This window comes from Mesorhizobium sp. Cs1299R1N1, assembly GCF_037179655.1.
In the GTDB taxonomy this organism is placed as follows: domain Bacteria; phylum Pseudomonadota; class Alphaproteobacteria; order Rhizobiales; family Rhizobiaceae; genus Mesorhizobium; species Mesorhizobium salmacidum.
The window spans coordinates 248550-270698 of sequence record NZ_JAPYKR010000005.1 but is presented as its reverse complement, the minus strand read 5'-3'; the positions used below and the strand labels follow the sequence as shown (position 1 = coordinate 270698).

The 22149-nt window shown below is 62.9% G+C and carries 24 protein-coding genes; 19 read left to right on the top strand and 5 right to left on the bottom strand.

The window, feature by feature from the left end:
- The first annotated feature begins 86 nt into the window (after positions 1–86).
- Positions 87–752: a GntR family transcriptional regulator gene (locus O7A70_RS13495; protein WP_337140748.1), complete on the top strand. Its 666-nt coding sequence runs from the start codon at positions 87–89 to the stop codon at positions 750–752.
- Positions 697–1116: a DUF982 domain-containing protein gene (locus tag O7A70_RS34195; RefSeq protein ID WP_442921182.1), complete on the top strand. Its 420-nt coding sequence runs from the start codon at positions 697–699 to the stop codon at positions 1114–1116. Before O7A70_RS13495 ends, O7A70_RS34195 begins: the two co-directional genes overlap by 56 nt.
- A gap of 60 nt (positions 1117–1176) precedes the next feature.
- Here the strand turns inward: O7A70_RS34195 and O7A70_RS13485 are convergent, their stop codons facing one another.
- Entirely contained in the window at positions 1177–1323 is a 147-nt protein-coding gene (locus tag O7A70_RS13485; protein ID WP_084637067.1) for a hypothetical protein, read from the bottom strand.
- A gap of 187 nt (positions 1324–1510) precedes the next feature.
- Here O7A70_RS13485 and O7A70_RS13480 point away from each other — a divergent pair, with 187 nt between their 5' ends.
- Positions 1511–2482 carry a glycosyl transferase family 90 gene (locus O7A70_RS13480; protein WP_337140747.1) on the top strand — a complete coding sequence of 324 codons (972 nt, stop codon included), beginning with the start codon at positions 1511–1513 and terminating at the stop codon, positions 2480–2482.
- 248 nt (positions 2483–2730) lie between these two features.
- Entirely contained in the window at positions 2731–3702 is a 972-nt protein-coding gene (locus O7A70_RS13475; RefSeq protein ID WP_337140746.1) for a glycosyl transferase family 90, read from the top strand.
- A 27-nt stretch (positions 3703–3729) separates the two neighbouring features.
- Here the strand turns inward: O7A70_RS13475 and O7A70_RS13470 are convergent, their stop codons facing one another.
- On the bottom strand, positions 3730–4773 hold the full coding sequence (locus O7A70_RS13470) for an aldo/keto reductase (protein ID WP_337140745.1): 1044 nt from the start codon (positions 4771–4773) through the stop codon (positions 3730–3732).
- A gap of 283 nt (positions 4774–5056) precedes the next feature.
- On the opposite strand from O7A70_RS13470, the gene ppk2 reads away from it, so the two are divergent.
- Positions 5057–5977, top strand: a complete 921-nt coding sequence (ppk2, locus tag O7A70_RS13465; RefSeq protein ID WP_027143566.1) for a polyphosphate kinase 2 — start codon at positions 5057–5059, stop codon at positions 5975–5977.
- A gap of 202 nt (positions 5978–6179) precedes the next feature.
- Here the strand turns inward: ppk2 and O7A70_RS13460 are convergent, their stop codons facing one another.
- From O7A70_RS13460 to O7A70_RS13450, 3 genes are all read right to left on the bottom strand, one after another.
- Positions 6180–6824 (bottom strand): dihydrofolate reductase family protein, encoded by a 645-nt coding sequence (locus O7A70_RS13460; RefSeq protein ID WP_337140744.1) that lies wholly within the window; start codon positions 6822–6824, stop codon positions 6180–6182.
- Between the two features lie 445 nt (positions 6825–7269).
- Positions 7270–8301 (bottom strand): porphobilinogen synthase, encoded by a 1032-nt coding sequence (gene hemB / locus O7A70_RS13455; protein WP_027143568.1) that lies wholly within the window; start codon positions 8299–8301, stop codon positions 7270–7272.
- Between the two features lie 110 nt (positions 8302–8411).
- Positions 8412–9233, bottom strand: coding sequence for a DUF2066 domain-containing protein (locus O7A70_RS13450; RefSeq protein WP_337140743.1), 822 nt, complete (start codon positions 9231–9233; stop codon positions 8412–8414).
- 163 nt (positions 9234–9396) lie between these two features.
- Here O7A70_RS13450 and O7A70_RS13445 point away from each other — a divergent pair, with 163 nt between their 5' ends.
- The 14 genes from O7A70_RS13445 (at position 9397) to O7A70_RS13380 (ending at position 22145) form a co-directional block, all read left to right on the top strand.
- Entirely contained in the window at positions 9397–10437 is a 1041-nt protein-coding gene (locus O7A70_RS13445) for an enoyl-CoA hydratase/isomerase family protein (RefSeq protein ID WP_337140742.1), read from the top strand.
- The gene (locus tag O7A70_RS13440; protein WP_027143571.1) at positions 10434–10856 is read left to right on the top strand and encodes a DUF6163 family protein; all 423 of its coding nucleotides are present in this window, start codon (positions 10434–10436) and stop codon (positions 10854–10856) included. The genes O7A70_RS13445 and O7A70_RS13440 overlap by 4 nt, the downstream gene beginning before the upstream one ends.
- 238 nt (positions 10857–11094) lie before the next feature.
- Positions 11095–11610, top strand: a complete 516-nt coding sequence (gene ldtR / locus O7A70_RS13435) for a transcriptional regulator LdtR (RefSeq protein WP_013896002.1) — start codon at positions 11095–11097, stop codon at positions 11608–11610.
- Between the two features lie 350 nt (positions 11611–11960).
- Positions 11961–13214 carry a L,D-transpeptidase family protein gene (locus O7A70_RS13430; RefSeq protein ID WP_337140741.1) on the top strand — a complete coding sequence of 418 codons (1254 nt, stop codon included), beginning with the start codon at positions 11961–11963 and terminating at the stop codon, positions 13212–13214.
- A gap of 134 nt (positions 13215–13348) precedes the next feature.
- Positions 13349–14989 carry a Na+/H+ antiporter gene (locus O7A70_RS13425; protein WP_337140740.1) on the top strand — a complete coding sequence of 547 codons (1641 nt, stop codon included), beginning with the start codon at positions 13349–13351 and terminating at the stop codon, positions 14987–14989.
- Between the two features lie 178 nt (positions 14990–15167).
- Complete coding sequence (glyA, locus tag O7A70_RS13420) at positions 15168–16481, top strand: serine hydroxymethyltransferase (protein WP_337107535.1); 1314 nt, start codon at positions 15168–15170, stop codon at positions 16479–16481.
- A gap of 80 nt (positions 16482–16561) precedes the next feature.
- On the top strand, positions 16562–17140 hold the full coding sequence (locus O7A70_RS13415; RefSeq protein ID WP_442921185.1) for a hypothetical protein: 579 nt from the start codon (positions 16562–16564) through the stop codon (positions 17138–17140).
- A 25-nt stretch (positions 17141–17165) separates the two neighbouring features.
- Entirely contained in the window at positions 17166–17495 is a 330-nt protein-coding gene (locus tag O7A70_RS13410; protein ID WP_140769125.1) for a GlpM family protein, read from the top strand.
- 98 nt (positions 17496–17593) lie between these two features.
- Entirely contained in the window at positions 17594–18073 is a 480-nt protein-coding gene (gene nrdR, locus O7A70_RS13405) for a transcriptional regulator NrdR (protein WP_337140738.1), read from the top strand.
- 2 nt (positions 18074–18075) lie between these two features.
- A complete protein-coding gene (gene ribD, locus O7A70_RS13400; RefSeq protein ID WP_337140737.1) occupies positions 18076–19212 on the top strand; it encodes a bifunctional diaminohydroxyphosphoribosylaminopyrimidine deaminase/5-amino-6-(5-phosphoribosylamino)uracil reductase RibD in 1137 nt (378 codons plus the stop codon).
- 6 nt (positions 19213–19218) lie between these two features.
- Positions 19219–19836, top strand: a complete 618-nt coding sequence (locus O7A70_RS13395) for a riboflavin synthase (protein ID WP_337140736.1) — start codon at positions 19219–19221, stop codon at positions 19834–19836.
- A 109-nt stretch (positions 19837–19945) separates the two neighbouring features.
- Positions 19946–20440 (top strand): 6,7-dimethyl-8-ribityllumazine synthase, encoded by a 495-nt coding sequence (gene ribH / locus O7A70_RS13390; protein ID WP_140506511.1) that lies wholly within the window; start codon positions 19946–19948, stop codon positions 20438–20440.
- A complete protein-coding gene (nusB, locus tag O7A70_RS13385) occupies positions 20437–20937 on the top strand; it encodes a transcription antitermination factor NusB (RefSeq protein ID WP_015318243.1) in 501 nt (166 codons plus the stop codon). The genes ribH and nusB overlap by 4 nt, the downstream gene beginning before the upstream one ends.
- Positions 20934–22145 carry an MFS transporter gene (locus O7A70_RS13380; RefSeq protein ID WP_337140735.1) on the top strand — a complete coding sequence of 404 codons (1212 nt, stop codon included), beginning with the start codon at positions 20934–20936 and terminating at the stop codon, positions 22143–22145. Before nusB ends, O7A70_RS13380 begins: the two co-directional genes overlap by 4 nt.
- The last annotated feature ends 4 nt before the right edge of the window (positions 22146–22149 follow it).

The window sequence follows — 22149 nt, the reverse complement described above, 5'->3', positions numbered from 1 at the left end:
GCGGATACCATTTTGGGATACCAACCTGGTATCCGTCATGAACTTCAAGCCGGTTGCTGTCAATGCGGCTTCGGAAAGGATGCGCGATGTCGCAGATGCAGAATGTCGAACGGCAGCTTCGCGAGATGATCCTGGCGCTCGAGATCGGGCCGGGAGAGCGGCTGACCGAACGCTGGATCGAAGGCCGTTTCGGCGCCTCGCGCACGCCGGTCAGGGCGGCACTTCTGCGGCTGGAGACCGAGGGGCTGGTCGGCAGGGACGGGCGCGGCTGGACGGTCTCGCCCATCAATCTGGCCGAGCTCGAGCAGATTGCGGTCTATCGCGAGGCGGTCGAGGTCGCGGCGCTGCGGCTGACATGCGGGCAAGCCGACAAGAGCGCTATCGATGTCATCGAGGCGATGCTCGATTCCTGCGACGAAAATACCCCGCGCGAGGAATGGCATCGTGTCGGCACGGATTTTCACATCGAGCTGGCGCGGCTCTCCGGCAACGAATTCCTGTTCCGGGCGGTTCGAGACGCCATGACGCGCCTGTCGCGCGCCCGCTGGCTGGAAGTGCGTGATGAAACGGCCCTTGGCCGTGTCTGGCTCGAGCATCGCGCCATCCTAGCCGCTACACGCCTTGCTCAGGCCGATGAAGCCGCGCGGCTCCTGTCGGCCCACATCGTCGGCAGCCGCGACCGGCTGGTGACGTCGCTTGCCAACGACCGACGTGGCCTTCGCGCCAGGGGATTTGCCGTCGTCGCCGCTTAGTACGGCCTATGCGCGGCAGCCCGCTCGCCGGAAAACAGGCGGCATCCGACGCGAAGCGCACTTTCAGCCTCGCTTCGAGCAAGCCGATGGCGTAAGAGCGGCGATGGAAAACAATCGTTTTGAAACACCCGTGACCGTCAAATCCGTCACGGCGGGAAGCACTCAGCTCTTGCGTTCGGCAAGGGAGGCTTCGGATTACCTCCTCAACAGCTGGCCGGGCAAGCGCAGCGCCAAGCATCGTGCGGCGCTGCAGGCCTGCCACGACGCACTCGCCGGCGACAAGCCGGCGATGAACGCACGACGCGCTTTCATCGCGGCGGCGCGGGAGGTGGATGTTTTCATCAGCGACAAGGCGCCAGCCTGACATAGGCTGACACCGACAATTCGGATTGAGGCACGGCCCGCATTCGCGGGCCGCATGCCGTTACTCCTCGGTTTCGGTCTCCGTCTCGGTCTCAGGCTTCGAACGCTCGCGCGCGGCAACCTTGGCCGCCAGTTTTTCAGCCTTCTTGGCCGCCTTCTGGCGGTCGCGCTCCTTGCGTTCCTGATCGTAGTTTGGTGCTCGCGCCATATCGGCTCCTTTTGTCACTGCCTTGCGGCCCTGAACCTGCCTAGGAGCATTAGCCGTCAAACACAACAGCCGAAGCGACGATGCGTCGAAGAGATGCCGGGGCTTGCCAGATGGGCGCCACAATGATGTAGGAAACCCGGGGCGCCAATGAATTGAGAGCTGCCTGTTAGTTTTGATCAAGTGACCGATGGCCACAATTTCGCGGACCGCAGCAAGAGTTTTCTATTATGCGCGAAACGCCGCGCGCGATGTGGCTCCGCAAGCGCTGTTTCGCGCCAGGCTGGCCGGCCGTCTCGAAAGGGCCAGGCTTTCCGGTGAGGCGGCGCGCCAGCGGTTGAATTACTACAACAAGTTGCAGGAAGGTTTCGCGCCAAGCGCCAATGCCAAGCGCATCAGCAAGCTGCCCTTCACGCCGACCATGTACTATTATGACCTGAAGGAATTCGCCCGCTACTTCGATCCGGATTTGCTCATCGACCTCGAATACGGCGACGTCAGGCGTGTGCCGAAGGTGCCGACGATCGTCAAGGATCGGCCGATCCGTGATGACGACAAGAACGCGGTCATCATGAAGCTGGACAAGTTTCGCCACTTCCAGATGCCGGCTGACGCCATCTCGTTCGCCGACAAGCTTCCGGCCGTGGTCTGGCGCGGCGATCTCAACAATCCGATCAGGACAAGATTCTTGAAGGCCGTGCGCGACCTGCCGTTCTGCGATGTCGGCTCGCACAAGCCGGACGCGCCGGCGGAATACGCCAAGCCTTTTCTCAGCATCAGCCAGCACCAGCGCTATCGCTACATCGTCTCGCTCGAGGGTAATGATGTGGCGACCAACCTCAAATGGATCATGAACTCGAAGTCGCTTTGCCTGATGCCGCCGCCGACCTACGAGACATGGTTTGCCGAGCGACAGCTCGAAGCCAATGTCCACTATGTGCCGCTAGAGGCAGACTTCTCCAATCTTGCCGAACACGTCACGTATTTCGAGCGGCACCCGGCCAAGGCAGAGCGCATCATCGCCGCCGCGAACGCCTATTGCCGGACATTCGACGACGAGCGGACCGAACAGGCGATCTCCCTGCTGGTGCTCTACAAATACTTCGTGCTCTCTGGCCAGATCAAACCTGATGCCGAGGTGTGGCGCTACATAACGGGCTAATGCATGTCGCCCGGAAGTGTCCTCGGTTCCGGGACATGCATAAAATCAGAAGCTTACGGAAGGCCGGGCGAATCCTATTCGCCGCGACATGCTGTAGTTGCCGCGGCATCTCCGGCGCGTCTCGTCGAGGCCGGCCATCACGTGTTCGGGCACTGCCGGAATGCGTGCCCTAACGATGCGCGATCACGCTGCGGGAACCATCCCGGCTGTTGTCTGTTTAGTGGCGCTTGTTTTAGACTACGAGAACGATGGCCACCATACAACGGACGACGGCAAGGGTCTTCTACTACGCGCGAAACGTCATGCGCGATATCGCACCCCAGGCGATCTTCCGACGACGGTTGGCGGGCCGCCTGGAACAGGCCAGGCTCTCGGATGAAGCCGTGCGCCGACGGCTGAATCACTACAACAAGCTGCAGAACGCTTTTACGCCAAGCCCGGATGCCGTGCGCATCGACAAGATGCCGTTTGAACCGAGCATGTATTATTACGACCTGAAGGAATTTGCCCGCTATTTCGATCCGTCATTGCTCATCGACCTGAAGTTCGGCGACGTCAAAGGCGTGCCCAGGCTGCCGACGCTCGTCAAGGATCGGCCGATCAGCGTCGACAACGGCAACGCTGTCGTTATGAAGTTCAACAAGTTTCGCCACTTCCACATGCCCGTCGACACCGTGGCCTTCGCCGACAAACGCCCGGTCGTGGTCTGGCGCGGCGACCTCAACAACCCGATCAGGACACGGTTCCTGGATGTCGCGCGCGGCTTGCCGTTCTGCGACGTCGGTTCGCACAAGCGCAGTGCACCGGCTGAGTACAGCAAGCCTTTCCTCAGCATCAGCCAGCATCTGCGCTATCGCTACATCGTCTCGTTGGAGGGCAATGACGTGGCGACCAACCTCAAATGGATCATGAATTCCAACTCGCTCTGTCTGATGCCGCCGCCGACCTACGAAACATGGTTTGGCGAGAGCCACCTCGAGGCTGGTGTCCACTATGCGCCGCTCGACCCGAACTTCTCCGATCTTCGTGAAAAGGTAGATTATTTCGAGCAGCATCCGGCCGCGGCGGAGCGCATCATCGCCGCGGCCAATGGCTATTGCCGCAAATTTTCCAATGAACGGGACGAGCAGGCGATCTCCCTGCTCGTCCTCTACAAATATTTCGTGCTCAGCGGCCAGATCGAACCCGATCCCGAGCTCTGGCGGTTCATCGGGACCTAGCTCTTGTGCTCGGCCCGACGCCGCTGATCAGATGTCGCTGCGGTCGAGAACCATGTCGGCGGGGCCGAAGCGATCCTTCGCCGTCAGTTGCTGGTGCCAGTAGGGGTAGAGCAGGGGCGGTCGGCTGACGGCGTCGAGGCGCTGGCGTTCCTCGGTGCCGAGCTCCAGGGCGGCGGCCGCGAGATTGTCCTTCAGCTGGACGTCATTGCGGGCGCCGATCACCAGCGACGAGACGGCGGGGCGGCCGAGCAGCCAGGCAAGCGCCACCTGCGCCGCCGACACACCACGATCCTTGCCGATGTCGACCAGCACATCGACGATCCGCCACAGCCGGTCCTCGTCGCGGATCGGCGGCTCGGACCAGCCGGCGAGCTGGCGGGCGGTCGGGCTGTCGCGGCGGTATTTGCCCGACAGCAGGCCGCCGGCGAGCGGGCTCCAGACCAGCACGCCCAGCCCCTGGTCGACCGAGATCGGCAGCAACTCGTACTCGGCCTCGCGCGCTTCCAGCGTGTAGTGGATCTGCTGGGTGACGAAGCGTTGCTGGTGACGGCTGTCGCTGATGGAAAGCGCCTTCATCACCTGCCAGCCGGAATAGTTGGAGCAGCCGATGTAGCGCACCTTGCCCTGGCTGACCAAAGTGTCGAGCGCGGCAACGGTTTCCTCGAGCGGGGTGAGGCCGTCCCACTGGTGGACGAAATAGATGTCGATGACATCAGTCTTCAACCGCTTCAGGCTTCTCTCGCATTCACGGATCAGATGATGGCGCGACAGGCCTTCGTCGTTCGGACCCTTGCCGATCCGCATCCGCGCCTTGGACGCGATCAGCACATCATTCTTGCGCTTGCCGCCGAGCGCTTCGCCTATGATCTCTTCAGACAGGCCGTTCGAATAGACATTTGCGGTGTCGATGAGGTTGATGCCGGCGTCGATGCACATGTCGATCATCCGCTTGGCTTCGGCGAGATCGCTGTTGCCGACCGCGGCGAAGGGCCCGGCACCGCCGAAGGTCATGGTGCCAAGCGTCAGTGTCGAAACCTTCAGGCCCGAACGGCCAAGGGTGCGGTATTCCATGTCAGATCCTCACGATTTTGTTGAAGAGGCGTGCCGCCATGGGGCAGGCCTGGAACGCGACCGCGGATTTGTAGGACAATTCGGCCGGCTTGTCGCCGTAGAATGAGTTGGATCGATCACACATCGCCGAATCCGCCGTGGCGGCAATTGCGCTCGGGCTGCAATAAAACCGTCACCGCCGGCCTATATTGAAGTCGGCTCAGGTGTTTCCATTCTCGGCCGCTGGCCAGCAATTTGGGGCGCCCAGTGGTAACCGACAGGGCTTGCAAGCGGAGCAGCTGATATGACCGAGCTAAAACAGAATTCCCCTGCCAAGGACTGGCTCGAAGCCGAACTCGCCGACACGCTCGACGAAGATTATGAGCTCGAAATGTCGGAGCCGGCGCTGTCGATGGAGATCGCCAAGATCTACAAGAACTCGCATCCGCCTTCGATCGATCGCATGCAATATTTTCGCGACCTGATCAGCTTGCAGTCCGAATTGATCAAGCTGCAATCCTGGGTCGCCTATCACAAGAAGAAACTGGTGGTGATTTTCGAGGGCCGTGACTCCGCCGGCAAGGGCGGCGTCATCAAGCGCATCACCCAGCGGCTCAATCCGCGCATCTGTCGCGTCGTGGCGCTTCCGGCGCCGACCGAACGCGAGAAGTCGCAATGGTATTTCCAGCGCTATGTCCCGCATTTGCCGGCAGGCGGCGAGATCGTGTTGCTCGACCGCTCCTGGTACAACCGCTCCGGCGTCGAACGGGTAATGGGTTTTGCCAACCCCGAGCAGGTGGAGGAGTTCTTCCATGACGTGCCGGAGTTCGAGCGCATGCTGGTGCGCTCGGGCATCACCGTGGTCAAATACTGGTTCTCGATCACCGACGAAGAACAGCAGATGCGCTTCCTGATGCGCATCCATGATCCGATGAAGCAGTGGAAGCTGTCGCCGATGGACCTGCAGTCACGCGTGCGCTGGGAACAGTACACCAAGGCCAAGGAGGAGACTTTCGCCCGCACCAACATCCCCGAAGCGCCCTGGTTCATCGTCGAGGGCAACGACAAGAAGCGCGCGCGCCTGAACTGCATCGATCATCTGCTGAAGCAACTGCCTTACGAAGACGTGCCGCACGAGGAGATCACGCTGCCGGAGCGCGTCTTCAACCCCGAATACGAACGCCAGGTCTTGCCGCGCGAACTTTACGTGCCGGAGAAATATTGAGAAACCTTTCCTTCTCCCCGTTTCACGGGGAGAAGGTGCCCGAAGGGCGGATGAGGGGCGGCGCAGGGTTAACTGGTTAGACCGCCATTCGCAGGACTACGCCAGCATCATCTTCGTTCGACAGCACCGCCCTCGTTGTCCTGCCGGACATTTCTCCTGGTATAGTGACGGGGAGAAAGGGCCTGCGCCAAAAGGGCTCGGCCTAAGCCCTGTTGATGACCACGTGTGTGGCAAGTGCCGTTGCCGCCTGTTCGGTGCACTGATAACCAAGGTTGGGCATGTCGAGGGCGGCAAAAAGGTTTTCGCCCTTGCCCAGCAGCACCGGTGAGATCGCCAGGTGCATCTCGTCGATCAGCCGCTCCTGGAGATATTGCCGGATGGTGGAGACGCCGCCGCCGACCCGCACGTCCTTGCCGCCGGCCGCTGATTTTGCCTGCTCTAGCGCCGAATGGATCCCGCCGGTGACGAAATGGAAAATCGTTCCGCCTTCCATCGTGATAGACGCCCGCTCGTGGTGGGTCAGCACGAACACCGGCACATGATAGGGCGGATTGTCGCCCCACCAGCCCTTCCACTTGTCGTCAGGCCATTCACCCCGGATCGGGCCGAACATATTGCGGCCGAGGATCCAGGCGCCGAGGTTCTCGAAGCTGCGCGCCGCAAAGTCCTCGTCGACGCCTGTCTCGCCGCCTTCCTCGCCAAACATCTTGCGGAAGGTGCGGGTGCTGAAAGCCCATTTGTGCAGGGCCATTCCGCCGACGCCGAGCGGATTTTCCAGACTCTGATCAGGCCCGGCGCCGTAGCCGTCGAGGGACAAGCTGAAAGCGTTGACGCGAAGCTTGGACATGAAGACCTCCTCGATAACCAGTTGTGTTTTGCAAGTGGTTTTCTTCTAGCAATCCGATTGTGAATTGCAAGCGGTATTTTTCGGATCGAAAGACATCTATCCAGACCTTCGCACCAAGCGATGTCCAGACTGTTGTGTGGCGGTCGGCTCGGACGGCCAGTGGCGGCCGAGACAGCCGCGATATCAACTCATTCGCCTGTAAATTTCACGAAACGGATGTGGTGTCCGCATTGCCGACGCCCGACCCGACGGTGAACCGGGTCAGGAAGCACCTCTGGAGGCGTTCGCCATACCTCCTGGCCGAGGTGCGGGCTGCCGGCCGCCTCCGGCCGTGCGGTTATTGTAGCTGCAGCTGCCGGTTTTTGTCAGCGGGAATTCGAAGGAACCGCCGACCGCTCGAAAGAGTGGTGACATCTACTGAAAGGCCTTGCCTGGGACGTTGAGGCTACCCTTTCAGCATTTCCGCCACTTCGGGAGCGAAGTAGGTCAGGATGCCGTCGCAGCCGGCACGCTTGAAGGCGAGCAGCGATTCCAGCATCGCCTTCTCGCCGTCGATCCAGCCATTGGCGCCGGCCGCCTTGATCATCGAATATTCGCCCGACACCTGATAGGCGAAGGTCGGCATCTGGAATTCGTCCTTCAGCCGGCGGATGATGTCGAGATAGGGCAGGCCGGGCTTCACCATCAGCATGTCGGCGCCCTCGGCGATGTCCTGTTCGGCCTCGCGCACCGCCTCGTCCGAATTGGCGTGGTCGATATAATAGGTCTTCTTGTCGCCCTTGAGCAGGCCGGCGGTGCCGACTGCTTCGCGATAAGGGCCGTAGAAGGCCGAGGCGAATTTGGTGGCGTAGGACATGATCGCCACGTCCTGAAAACCGTTGGCGTCGAGCGCGTCGCGGATGGCACCGATACGGCCGTCCATCATGTCTGATGGCGCGATGATGTCGGCGCCGGCAGCCGCCTGGATGACGGCCGCCGCCGCGACCTGTTCCACGGTTTCGTCATTGACGATGATGCCGTCGCGCAGGATGCCGTCATGGCCATGGCTGGTGAACGGATCGAGCGCCGCGTCGGTGATGATGCCGATCTCGGGCACCGCCTCCTTTATCGCGCGGGTGGCGCGGTTGATGATGTTTTCCGGGTCGAGGATGTGCGAGCCGGTCTGGTCGCGCAGGCCGAGGTCGACATTGGGGAAGGTGGCAAGAGCCGGGATGCCGAGCTTGGCCGCGCGTTCGGCCTCCTTGACGGCAAGGTCGACCGACAGGCGAAAGACGCCGGGCATGGCGGCGATCGGCTCTCGGACATTCCTGCCCTCGACGACGAAGATCGGCCAGATCAGGTCGTCGACCGAAAGCCTGTTCTCCTGCACGAGCCGGCGCGACCAGTCGGCCTTGCGCATGCGGCGCAGGCGGCGGCTGCCCGTGACGTCGTCGACGCTGCGCGCGCCGGCGGGTTTTGCTGGGGTGAATTTGTTCATGGCCAAAACTCCGGATCGGCGGCTTTTACCACGAGCCCATGATGCTGACCAATGCGACACGTTTGTGCCAGCGTCGAAAGCTGCCACAGCGCTGTCGCACCACCTATTGGTCAGGGCTGCCCATTGCCCGAAAGGATCTGTGCCGCGCCTCCGATTGCCACACGGAACGCCTCGTCGAAGCTGACACCGCGCACCTGCCAACGATAGGTCTTGCCGTGGTCGGCCAGTCGCCAGTCGGCGATCCAGCCTAGCTCCTCATTGCTCCATACGATGCTGCCGGCGAGCGTTCGGTTGCCTCCGGCCTGTTTGGCCAGCCGATCCAACTTTGCCATGTCGGCCGCGCGCAACGTTTCTTCGCCCAGGTCCCCAAGCTGCGCGATCTTCGGAAAGACGACATGCATCAGCGTTGGGCCGGCGGCATTGATGAAGGATTCGCGCATCGTCTCGCCGCGCCCTTCCTCGGCGCTCAGCACGAAATGCCGAGTGCCCTGTTCAGTCGTGAGGAAGACGGCGAGTGTCGGCCGCTCGCCAAGCCAGGATCTGCTGCCAAGCGATGCCAGCACCTTGTCGATCACATCAGGCTTGTAGAGGCAGGTGAGGTCATGCGGCCGGTCATGCGTGCCTTGCTCGTCATGGATCGGAATGCCCTCCAGCCGGTCATGGTAGCGAAAGCTGTCGACAAAGCTGCCGGCCTTGTCGCGCAACGCGTCCATTTCGCGTCTGGCAAGCAGCCGCTGATCGCCCGAAACACTGACGAGGACCTTGTCGAGGCAAGTCCTGAAGCCAAGCTGGCGGTTTTCTTCACCCTGGCCGGTGACGATGGTCTGCGATTGGTAAAGGTCGCCAAGGTCGGTTGCCCCCGCGGGGACATTGGTTGCCCACAACACAGACAGGCAACTCAGAACAAGGACAAGGCGCAAAAACTGCGGCATGGCTCACTATCCGGCTCTTGGCCTGCCGTAATGGCCGCCAACGTCTAGCATCGGCCGCCACTTGCCGCCAAGACCGCGGCGGACAGACTGCTGCCATTGACGCACCCATGCGCCGCCTTTAGCACTTCAGTCCCGCAGGCGAGGGGACAAGGATTCTCTGGCGATGGATTTTGGTGGAGGCGACGAAATTCGCTTCGAAAGGTTGGCCAGGGCCGGCGTCGTCACCCTGACGCGGCCGCAGGCGCTCAATGCCGTCACCCATCGCATGGTCAAGGCGCTGGGCGAGGCCCTGCGTTCCTGGGAGCGGGACGACGGCGTGGATGTCGTCGTGGTCAAGGCCGAGGGCAGGGCGTTTTCGGCCGGAGGCGATATCCTGCACATCTACGAAGCCGGCCGGGCTGGAAAACCGCCGGTCGAGTTCTTCGCCGACGAGTATCGGCTCAACGCCTACATCGCCCGTTTCAAGAAACCCTATGTGGCGCTCATCGACGGCATCGTCATGGGCGGTGGGGTCGGCATTTCCTTCCACGGTTCGCACCGGGTGATGACCGAGAATGCCCAGTTCGCCATGCCGGAGGTCGGCATCGGCTTTTTTCCCGATGTCGGCGCCAGTCATCTGCTGCCCGACCTTGGCGGTTCCTTCGGCATGTACCTAGCGCTGACCGGTAACCGCATCCGCTATGGCGATGCGCTGTGGTCGGGGCTGGCCACCCACACAATCAAGGCCGAGGACCAGCCGAGCTTCCTCGACCGGCTGGCGCTGACGGGCGATCCGGAATCGGTGCTGCGCGGGTTCTTTGTTCCGGCCAAGCGGGAGACCGACAGGCCCATCCTGGAGGCGATCTCCCGCCATTTCGCCCAACCCTCGCTGCCGGACCTCATCGACAGCCTGGATCGCGCGGGCAAGGACGAATTCGCGGCCAGGACGCTGGCGACGATCCGCATGCGCTCGCCGACCAGCCTTCGCGTCGCCTGGCGGCAGATCAGCGCCGGGCAGACATTGTCGATGGACGACTGCATGAGGATGGAGTTCCGCATCCTGAACCGCATGCTGGCTGGCCACGATTTCTACGAGGGCATCCGCGCCGCCATCATCGACAAGGGCTCCAAGCCGCAATGGCGGCCGGCAAAGATCGATGCCGTCAGCGAGGCGAATGTCGAGGCCTATTTCGCTCCGCTCGGCGATCGGGAGCTTGGGCTGTGAGCGAAGTGACATCGAGACGCGTCGTCCTGCAGCCCTCGACGGTCGAGGTGATCTTCGCCTGGTTCCAGCGCGTCATCGCGGGCTACTGCCTGATGTTCGGCATCCTGTACTGGATCAAGCTGATCGGATTCTATCCGGGCTCGCTGTGGCGCTTCGATCTTATGCCGGTGCATTGGCAGGTGGCGGCGGTAATGCTCGCCGTGTTCTTTCCCTTCGCCGCGGCCGGGTTGTGGATGCTGGCGTCCTGGGGTCCGGTGATCTGGTTCATATGCGCGGTCACCGAGACCGTCATGTATGCCGGCTTTCCCGAGCTTTTTGGCCATCGTCTCCTGATCATCGTCTCGCATGCCTGCGTAGCGCTGCTCTACATCGTCTTTCGCGTCGTCATCTACCTGCAAAAACGCCCGGCACGACACTAAGCCATTGTACGTGTTGACGACCTGGCGACCGCTCGAATCCGCCCCGGCGATAATTGCCTAAATCTTTAGGTTAATCATCCTTGCCCGGGTGACCGTTCGTTAAGCGTCTTCCGAAACCTCTTACCGGTAAGCTCTTGTTAGCCCTAGCGTTTAAGTCGAATTTTATGAGTATTCGATAGTGTCGCGATCAAGGTGAAAAACAAAAAATCACCAGGGCGACAAACGAGAGGCAAAGACAATGATCAATTCGCGTCCGGCGGCCAAGACCGCCAACGTTTCCGACGATCGCCGCGAGGCTATCCGTTCCCTGTACATGGAATCGCTGCAGCTGGTCGAGCGTCTGCACCGCCGTCTGCTTGATGTGATCAAGGACGAATTCGACCGCAACGGCCGTTCCGACATCAATGCCATCCAGGCGCTGCTGCTCTTCAACATCGGCAATTCCGAACTGACCGCCGGCGAGCTGCGTTCGCGTGGCTACTATCTCGGCTCGAACGTCTCCTACAATCTGAAGAAGCTGGTCGATCTCGGCTTCATCAACCACCAGCGCTCACGCATCGACCGCCGTTCGGTCCGCGTCTCGCTGACGCCGAAAGGCAATGAAGTGGCTGATGTGGTCGCCGGTCTCTATGAACGCCATGTCGGCTCGATCGAACAGGTCGGCGGCATCAACACCGACGAGTTCAAGCAGATGAACCGCGCTCTGCAGCGGCTCGACCGCTTCTGGAACGACACCATCGCCTACCGGATGTAAGACCATCCAGGAAACGGAGCCGCGCCGCAGAAGCGTGGCCATGACAGCGACCTCCAGTCAGGGCCGGTGCCGAAAAGCACCAGTCTTTTCTTTCTTGCGTCCGGCCAAAGCAAATTACGGGCCAAGGCCACGTTGCCGCCATATTCCAGTGGAACCGAGAGTGGCAGTGATGCCGTGGTGAAGACCATGCGTCCACCGGCAACCGCATCGCGCCTCTTGCCTTTGTCGCCAATGTGATACGGACCATGGTTGGCTAATTGTTAAGATTGCCGATTTTAGAGTGCGGGCGAGATCGCGCGATGATCGACGCAGCAAAGTGATCGAACGCTACAAGAATGTCTGGAACGTCCATGAGAACCAGCCGCCGCTTTTTCCTTTCCGGAGCCTCCGCGCTCGCCGCCGCCATGGTGGCCGGCCGCGCCAGTGCGCAGGATGTGATCGGGGATATCCTGAAATCCTCGGCCCGCGGCAATTGGGATGATCAGTTCGATGCCCGCGCCAGCGAAGGCGGCAAGGTGGCCTCGACGCTGCCGATCTTCAGCCCGCAGACCGTCGCCTTCACCGAGCAGGCGGTAGCGCAGTATCAGAACATCGTCGGGCAGGGCGGCTGGACCGACGTTCCCGCGACCAAGAAACTGCAACTCGGCGTCGATGACCCGGACGTGGTGCCGTTGCGCAAGCGCCTGATGATGGCGGGCGACCTGTCGCAGAGCGCCGGCATTTCGACGGCCTTCGATTCTTATGTCGACTCGGCGGTCAAGCGCTTTCAGTTGCGCCATGGCCTGCCGGCTGACGGCTCGATGGGCAAGTATACCTACGCAGCGATGAACGTTTCGGCGCAAATCCGGCTCGGCCAGTTGCAGACCAATCTGCAGCGGCTGAAAGAGAAGGCCGGCACGCTGGGCAGCCGCTATGTGCTGGTCGACATCCCGGCCGCACAGATCGAAGCGGTCGAGAACGACCGCGTCGTGCTTCGCCACACCGCGATCGTCGGCAAGATCGATCGCCAGACGCCGATCGTCAATTCCAAGATCAACGAGATCATCGTCAATCCGTACTGGAACGCACCGGTCTCGATCGTGCGTAAGGACATTATTCCGCTGATGCGGAAGGATCCCGATTATCTCAAGAACAGCCATATCCGCCTGTTCGCGCCCGATGGCAGCGAAGTCGATCCGATGAATGTGGACTGGTCCACCGACGATGCCGCCAAGTACCGTTTCCGTCAGGATCCCGGTTCGGAAAACGCCATGGCGTCGGTCAAGATCAATTTCCCGAGCCCGGACGGCGTCTACATGCACGACACGCCGCAGCAGAGCCTGTTCGGCAAGATGATGCGCTTCGATTCCTCGGGCTGCGTGCGCGTCCAGAACGTGCGCGATCTCGTCACCTGGATCCTGCGCGACACGCCCGGCTGGGATCGCCAGCATTTCGAGGCGGCTATCAAGACCGGCCAGAACACGCCGATCCAGGTCACCAACCCGGTGCCGGTACATTTCCTCTATCTCTCGGCGTGGTCGACAGGACCCGGCGTCGTCCAGTTCCGCGACGACGTCTACGCGCTCGACGGTGCCAGCGAGCTGCAGATCACGTCTTCGCTATAACGAGCTGATATTTTTGCAAAAAAGCCGCTCACAGGGCGGCTTTTTTATTGCGGACGCCGCCATTTCCAGCCGTTCGACCGGCTGGACGAAGCTCCGGCTATTGCGCATGGTCGGCAGACAGCCGGAATCGTGCCATGGACGTCGCCATCTTCATTCTCGTCGTGCTCGTCTTCGTGGCGCTGTCCGGCGCGCTCGTCCGGCTGGTTCGGGTGCCGTTGCCGGTGCTGCAGATCGCCATCGGCGCGGCCCTGGCCTGGCCCACCAGGGGCCTGCATGTCGAGATCGATCCGGAACTTTTCCTGCTGGTGTTCATCCCGCCGCTTCTGTTCGGTGACGCCTTCGCGGCGCCCAAGCGCGAACTCGTCGCCTTGCGCGGACCCATACTCGATCTCGCTATCGGCTTGGTCTTCTTCACCATTGTCGGCTTCGGCTATGCCTTGCACTGGCTGGTGCCGAGCATTCCGCTCGTCGTCGCTTTCGCGCTGGCCGCCGTGCTGTCGCCGACCGATGCCGTGGCGGTGTCCTCGATCGTCGACAGGAATGTGGTTCCGGCCCGGCTGATGCACATATTGGAGGGCGAGTCGTTGCTCAACGACGCGTCGGGTCTCGTCATGTTCCGCTTTGCGGTGGCGGCGGCATTGACCGGCAGCTTCTCTTTCGCGGGAGCCTCGCTCAGCTTTCTCTACGCCGTCGCCTCTGGCATCCTGGCCGGTGTCGCGGCCCTGTACATCGCCGCCAAGGCGCTGCAACTGCTCAGCCGCATCGGCGGCGTGCCGGCCGAGGCGCAGGTTCTCGTGATGATCCTGCTGCCTTTCGTCGCCTATCTCGGCGCCGAGCATGTCGGAGCCTCGGGCATCCTGGCGGCGGTCACCGCCGGCCTGCTGACCGGGGTCAGCGGCATGTTCCGTTTCCTCGGCGTGTCGGCGCGCATGCAGATTCTGTCGCTCTGGGCGACGCTCACTTTCGTCTTCAATGGTGCTCTGTTCATTCTGCTCGGCCTGCAGCTTCCCGACATCATCCGCAAGGTCCCGCCGGAATTGTCCAGCCGGCATTGGCTGATCGAGCCAGTGGCGACGGTGCTGATCCTGACGCTCTGCCTGATCGGGCTGCGCTTCCTGTGGATCTGGGTCGGGGACATCGCCCAGGCGATCGCGGCGCGTGTGGGCAAGCGCAAGGCCGAGCCGTTCGGATTTCGCGTCCGGCTCGCCGGCTCCGTGGCCGGCGTGCGCGGCGCCATCACATTGGCGGGCATCCTGTCATTGCCGCTGGCTTTGCAGGATGGCTCGCCCTTTCCGGCACGCGATGTCGTGATCTTCCTCGCCGCCGGCGTCATCATCTGCTCGCTCGTCATTGCCAGCTTTGCCTTGCCCAGGATCGCGCGGGGACTGGTCGAGCCAGGCGAGAATCCGGCCGCCGCGGAGGAGCGCCGGGCGCGCGTCGGCGCCGCCAGTGCGGCGATCGCCAGGATCGAGAGCATGGCCAACGAGGCAGGCGAGGGCGAGGCGGTCGAGGCCCGGCTGGCCGTCGCCGACAGCATCGTGGCCGGCTACCGGCGGCGCATAGCGGCTTCCGACGAAGCCGACGAGGCCCGCGCCGAGGCCCGTGAGGCCGGCAGGCTGGAGCTCGAACTCAGGGCGGCGGGCATCGAAGCCGAGCGATCCGCGCTACGCGACATGTTCCGCAGCCAAGAGATCAACGATCACACGATGCGCGCCCTGTTTTCCGAAATCACATTGACCGAGGCCTTGCTGAAGCAGCGGCGGGACAGGAAATAGCGGTCCGCGCCGATCCTTTGCCGCAAACCGGCCAGCAAATTTCGCGCTGCAAACGTGGCGAGCCCAAAACAACTGTGTTAATGGCCGGCGAACGCAATGCATGTCGCCCAGAACCGCCCAGTGGTTTGGGACGACAGCATCCACGAATTTGCCCTTCCAACCCCGGGGAACTCAGGCCATGGCAACAGCAGCGGCGGCGTCCAACAAATTCGAATCCTTTTTCGAAACCACTTTGGAGGATGCCGATCCGGAGATCTTCGGCGCCATCCGCAACGAACTCGGTCGCCAGCGCCACGAGATCGAGCTGATCGCTTCGGAGAACATCGTCTCTCGCGCCGTGCTCGAAGCGCAGGGGTCGATCATGACCAACAAATATGCCGAGGGCTATCCGGGCAAGCGCTACTATGGCGGCTGTCAGTTCGTCGACGTGGCCGAGGAACTGGCCATCGAGCGCGCGAAAAAGCTGTTCGGCTGCAACTTCGCCAACGTCCAGCCGAATTCCGGCAGCCAGATGAACCAGGCGGTGTTCCTGGCGCTGCTGCAGCCCGGCGACACCTTCATGGGCCTCGACCTCAATTCCGGCGGCCATCTCACCCACGGCTCGCCGGTCAACATGAGCGGCAAGTGGTTCAAGGTCGTCTCCTATGGCGTGCGCAAGGACGACCATCTGCTGGACATGGACGCCATCGAGAGGACCGCGCACGAGACCAAGCCGAAGCTGATCCTGGCCGGCGGCACCGCCTATTCGCGCATCTGGGACTGGAAGCGTTTTCGCGAGATCGCGGACGCGGTCGGCGCCTATCTGATGGTCGACATGGCGCACATTGCTGGCCTCGTTGCCGGCGGCGTGCATCCCTCGCCCTTGCCGCACGCCCATGTGGTGACGACCACCACGCACAAATCGCTGCGCGGACCGCGCGGCGGCATGATCCTGTGCAATGACGAGGACATCGCCAAGAAGATGAATTCGGCGGTGTTCCCCGGCCTGCAGGGCGGTCCGCTGATGCATGTCATTGCCGCCAAGGCGGTGGCCTTCGGCGAAGCGTTGAAGCCGAGCTTCAAGGTCTATGCCGAAAGCGTTGCCGCCAATGCCAAGGCGCTGGCCTCCAGCCTCAAGGAGACGGGCCTCGACATCGTCTCTGGCGGCACTGACAACCACCTGATGCTGGTCGACCTCAGGCCCAAGAACGCCACCGGCAAACGCGCCGAAGCGGCCCTTGGCCGCGCCAACATCACCTGCAACAAGAACGGCATCCCCTTCGATCCGGAAAAGCCCTTCGTCACATCGGGCGTGCGGCTGGGCACGCCGGCCGGCACCACGCGCGGCTTCGGCCAGGCCGAATTCCGTGAGATCGGCAAGCTGATCGCCGAGGTGCTGGATGGGCTCAAGGTCGCCAATTCCGACGAAGGCAATGCCGCGGTCGAGGCAGCGGTCAAGGCCAAGGTCGTTGCATTGACCGATCGATTCCCGCTCTATCCCTATCTCGGTTGACCGGGCGCGACGCGTCATCTTTTATCCACCGGCGGTGCGTCACCCCTGATCGGGTGACGCATGGAACTGGAGAATTGATGATGCGCGATTTTTGTCTTGCCTCACTTGGCACCTTCGTTTGGCTGGCTGCTTGCGGGTCCGTTTTGGCGCAGACGCAGCCCGCTCCGGACATGCCCGCCACCAGCAGTTTCGGCCGATGGACGACCATGGTCGATACGCTCGACACCGGCCAGGATGCGCACAAGACCTGCGCGGCCTCCACGGCGTTCTTCGACGCGGGTGGCAATTCGGGCACGCTGACATTGTCGATCTCGACCGGCGACGCGCTGCCGCCCGATGCTTATCCGGCCGTCATGATCACCATCGACAACCGGACCCTGCCGGCCGACAAGAAGATCGCGGCCATCTTCGGCGATCCGGGCATCAAGGTTTCCGCGACGGTTTACTCCAACGATGCCGTCAACGGCCGTCCCAGCTGGACGATCGACAACCAGGCCAAGACAAGTCTGGCGTTGCTGCGGGCCATGCGAAAAGTCACATCGCTCGACGTCACCTTCGGCAAGCAGGCCGTCGCCAGCATTCCGATGGACGGTTTCACAAAGGCCTATCGCAATCTCGGCACGTCTTGCGGCTTCCCAACCAAGGATGTTGCGCCTTAACGGCTTGGCTGGAGCAAGGGGGGCCATGGACATTCTCTGGAAAGGCGTGGTCGGCGGGCTGGTGACGGCCCTGATCGTCTGGGCGTCCAAGCGGGGCAATGTCTTGCCCGGGATCCTGCCGCTGGCGCCGACCTTTGCCGTCATCGCGTTGCTCGCTGTCGGCGCCAAGGGCGATCCAGGCGGATTCCGCGATGCCTGCCTTGCCGGAATGAAGACGATTCCGGCCTATCTCGCCTTCCTCGGCGCCTGCTGGCTGTTCATCGACAAGGTCGACTATCGCCTGGCTGTTGCCGGCGGCATCGCAGTCTGGCTGCTTGCCGCGCTGGCAATCTTCCTCGCGCCTCGCTATCTCTGAGTCGCGGCAGGCCGTCGAAGAAACGGAACTGCTTCAATCCGGACCGGAAAGGCTCTAAGCCTTTTCACCTCACCAGATTCGCGAACCCAAGGCTCTCCATGCGCTGTCCCTATTGCCAGTCCGAAGATACGCAGGTGAAGGATTCGCGCCCCGCCGAGGACGGCGCGGCGATCCGCCGGCGGCGTGTCTGCCCCGATTGCGGTGGCCGTTTCACCACGTTCGAGCGCGTGCAGTTGCGCGACCTCGTCGTGGTCAAGAAATCAGGGCGAAAAGTGCCGTTCGACCGCGACAAGCTGTTGCGCTCGGTCGAGATCGCGGTGCGAAAGCGCAACGTCGACCCAGAACGCATCGACCGCGCCGTGACCGGCATCGTGCGCCAACTCGAAAGTTCCGGCGAAACGGAAGTGGGTTCCGGCGAGGTCGGCCGGCTGGTCATGGATGCACTGAAGTCGCTCGACGATGTCGCCTATGTGCGCTTCGCCTCGGTCTATCGCAATTTCCGCGAGGCCAAGGATTTCCACGAGCTGCTCGGCGAGCTGAAGGGGGACGAGGAAAAGAGCGAAGAGGACGCCGGCTGAGCATGGCAGCACCGCAACGCAGCGACGCCGAGCAAGCGGCCCTGGACCGCCGTTTCATGGCCGCGGCCTTGCGGCTGTCGCGCAAGAACGCCGGTCGCACCTCGACCAATCCATCCGTCGGCACCATCATCGTGCGTGACGACGGCTCGGGCCCGATGATCGTGGGTACCGGCGTCACCGCGATTGGGGGCCGGCCGCACGCCGAGACCGAGGCGCTGGCGGAGGCCGGCGAACTCGCGCGGGGCGCCACCGCCTATGTCACGCTCGAGCCTTGCGCCCATCACGGCCGCACGCCGCCTTGCGCCAACGCGCTGGTCAACGCCGGCATCGCGCGTGTCGTGGGCGCTGCCAGCGATCCGGATCCGCGGGTCTCCGGCAAAGGTTATGCCATCCTGCGTGACGCCGGTGTCGAAGTGGTGGAAAAGGTCTTGGCCACCGAAGCTGCCGAACAGATGGCGGGCTATTTGATTCGCTCTCTGAGAAAACGCCCGGAAGTTATCCTGAAGCTTGCGCTTTCCAGCGACGGCAAGATCGGCATGGAAGGCGCCGGCCAAGTCGCGATAACAGGCGACATGGCGCGCCGCGAAGTCTACCTGATGCGCGCCGAGGCGGACGCCATCCTGGTTGGCATCGGCACGGCGCTGGAAGATGATCCGGCGCTGACGGTGCGTTTGCCCGGACTGGAGAACCGTTCACCCGTACGCATCGTGCTCGACCGCCAGGCCAGGCTGCCGGAGGGCTCGAAGCTGGTGTCCGGCGTCGATCGCGTACCGCTTTATGTCGCGGCTTGCCTGGAGGCCGATCCGCAGCGCCGGGCGGCACTCGAACGCGCCGGCGTGCGCTTCATCGGCACGGAGACGCACGAGGGCGGCGTCGCATTACCCGAACTGCTCGAGGATCTGGCGGCGCTCGGCATGGCAAGCGTGCTGGTCGAGGGCGGTGCCAAGGTGGCGAGCGCCTTCCTGGCCGACGGGCTGGTCGACCGCATCGTGCTGTTCCAGGGACCGGAAGCGATCGGCGGTGACGGCATTGCATCGCCTGTCGATGCCGACCATATCCCGGCAGGTTTTCGCAAGCTGCGCGAGATGCGGTTCGGCGAAGACGGTTATGCCGAATGGATCAGGGATTTTCAGGGATAGCGATCGATGTTTACCGGGATTGTCACCGATATCGGCACCGTGGCCGCCGTCAAGCCGCTGCGGGAAGGGGTGGGGCTGCGCATCGACACCGCCTATGATCCCGCAACCATCGCGATTGGCGCCTCGATCTCCTGCGGCGGCGTCTGCCTGACGGTCACGGCGTTGCCCGACAGCGGCTCGAATGCGCGCTGGTTCGAGGTCGAGGCCTGGGAGGAGGCGCTCAGGCTGACGACGGCGGCGGGTTGGAAATCAGGTACCAGGATCAATCTGGAGCGGGCGCTGAAGATCGGCGACGAGCTCGGTGGCCACATCGTTTCGGGCCATGTCGACGGCACCGCCGAGATCGTCGAGCGCAGGAATGAGGGCGATGCGGTGCGCTTCACGCTGGAAGCGCCGCGCGATCTTGCGAAATTCATCGCGCCGAAAGGCTCCGTCGCGCTCGACGGCACCTCGCTCACCGTCAACAGCGTCGCGGGCACCCGCTTCGACGTACTGTTGATCCATCATTCGCTAACCGTCACCACCTGGGGCGAGCGCAAGGCCGGCGACCGCGTCAATCTCGAGATCGACACCATGGCGCGCTACGCGGCGCGGCTGGCGGAGGCGGCGAAAGAGGGGCTTTGATAGCCTGCGGAACAGGCCGGCCCACGGCAACCTGATACGCCTGCAGACAATCTTCCGCTTGCGATCAAACCGGCTTCGGCCTAAGTCACCGGCGACCCCGGAGACATTTATGGCTGGCACATCCCAACACGGCAAGGCGTTCATTCGTCCCAAGACGAAGGCGCACCTTCTTGTTATCGAGGCGCGCTTTCACGACGACCTTGCCGACGCGCTGCTCGACGGCGCGACAAGCGCGCTCGATGAAGCGGGCGCGACTTACGACGTCGTCACTGTTCCCGGTTCGCTCGAAATTCCCGCGGTGATCACCTTCGCGCTCGACGGCATGGCCGAAGGCGGGACCGGCTATGACGGTTTTGTCGCGCTCGGCACCATTATCCGTGGCGATACCTATCATTTCGACATCGTCGCCAATGAATCCAGTCGTGCGCTCATGGACCTGTCCGTGCAGGACTCGGTCTGCATCGGCAACGGCATCCTGACCACCGAGAACGATGCACAGGCGTGGACGCGGGCCAAGCGCTCGGAAGGCGATAAGGGCGGCTTTGCCGCGCGTGCGGCGCTGACTATGATCGCGCTGAAGGAACAATTGGGAGCGCGATCGTGAGCGAACCCGCTTCGCCAGGACAGCCCGCGGTGCGCCACGCCAACAAGCGCGGTGCTGCCCGTCTGGCCGCCGTGCAGGCGCTCTACCAGATGGATGTAGCCGGCAGCGGCGTGTTCGAGATCACCGCCGAGTACGAGGCGTTCCGCCTCGGCAAGGAAGTCGACGGTGCGCTCTATCGCGAGGCGGACGCGCAATGGTTTCGCGCCATCCTGACAGGCGTCGTAGAGAACCAGAAGACCATCGATCCAATCATTCGCCAGGCGCTGACCGACGACTGGCCGCTGTCGCGCCTCGATTCCACACTGCGCGCCATTCTGCGCGCGGGCGTCTATGAGCTGATGAAGCGCGAGGACGTGCCTGTCGCGGTCATCGTCACCGAATATGTCGATATCGCCAAGGCCTTCTACGAGGAGGACGAGCCGAAGCTGGTCAACGCCGTGCTCGACCGTGTGTCACGCCGTGTGCGTGGCGAGGGCCGCGGCAAGGACGCATCATGACGGCCATTGCCGTCGAGGCGGGCAAGGAGGCGCGGCGCACCGCGCTGATCCTCGCCGCCTCGCAGGCGATCATCGGTTCGGCCGCCCCCATCGCCATTTCCATGGGCGCGCTGGCCGGGCAATATCTGCTCGGCGCCGACAAATCCCTGGCGACGGCGCCGATCACCGGCTTCAATCTCGGCGTGGCGCTCGGCGCCTTGCCCGCGGCGGCCATCATCCGATGGCTCGGCCAGCGGGGCGGCTTCATGACCGGAACCGTCGTCACCGCGCTCGGCGGGCTGGTCGCCACCCTGGCTTTGTTCCATGGCAGCTTCTGGCTGTTCGCGTTCGCGCTGCTCGTCATCGGCGTCGGCGGCGCCTTCGTCCAGCAGTTCCGCTTTGCCGCGGCCGACAACGCGCCGCCGGCGTTCAAGGCGCGCGCCATCTCCTTCGTGCTCGCCGGTGGCATTGTCACCGCCATTCTCGGGCCTCAGATCGTCATCTTCACCCGCGAATTGTTCGCGCCTGTCATGTTTGCCGGTTCTTTCGCCTCGATCCTGCCGCTGGCGGCGGTCGGCGCCATCATCCTGTCGTTCCTGCGCTTGCCGGCGAGGGCCGCGAGCAAGCTGGACGTTGCCGATGGCGATGCCAGACCCCTTTCCGAAATCGTGACAAAGCCGCGTTTCGTCGCGGCGCTCTTCTGCGCCGTCGGCAGTTACGCGCTGATGAGTTTCGTCATGACCGGCGCGCCGCTCGCCATGGTCGGCTGCGGCCTGTCCGAGGACGATGCGACGCTGGGCATCTCCTGGCATGTCATGGCGATGTTCGGGCCAAGCTTCTTCACCGGCTCGCTGATCCATCGCTTCGGCGCCGAGCGCGTTGTCGCCACCGGCCTGCTGTTGCTGACCGGCTGTGCCGTCGTTGCCTTGTCGGGCCTGGCACTGTGGCAATTCTGGACGGCGCTGATCCTGCTCGGCCTCGGCTGGAATTTCAGCTTCATCGGCGCCACCGCCATGGTGGCGGCCAGCTACCACCCGTCCGAAAAGGGCAAGGTGCAGGGCTTCCACGACTTCGTCCTGTTCGGCTCCGTCGCCTGCGCGTCGCTGATGTCGGGAATGGTCTACAACGCCTGGGGCTGGACGATGCTCAACTGGATGATCTTTCCGGTCGCCGCACTTTGCTTCGTGGCACTCGGCGCGCTGAAGATCACAAGCTTGCGGCCGGCTTGACGCC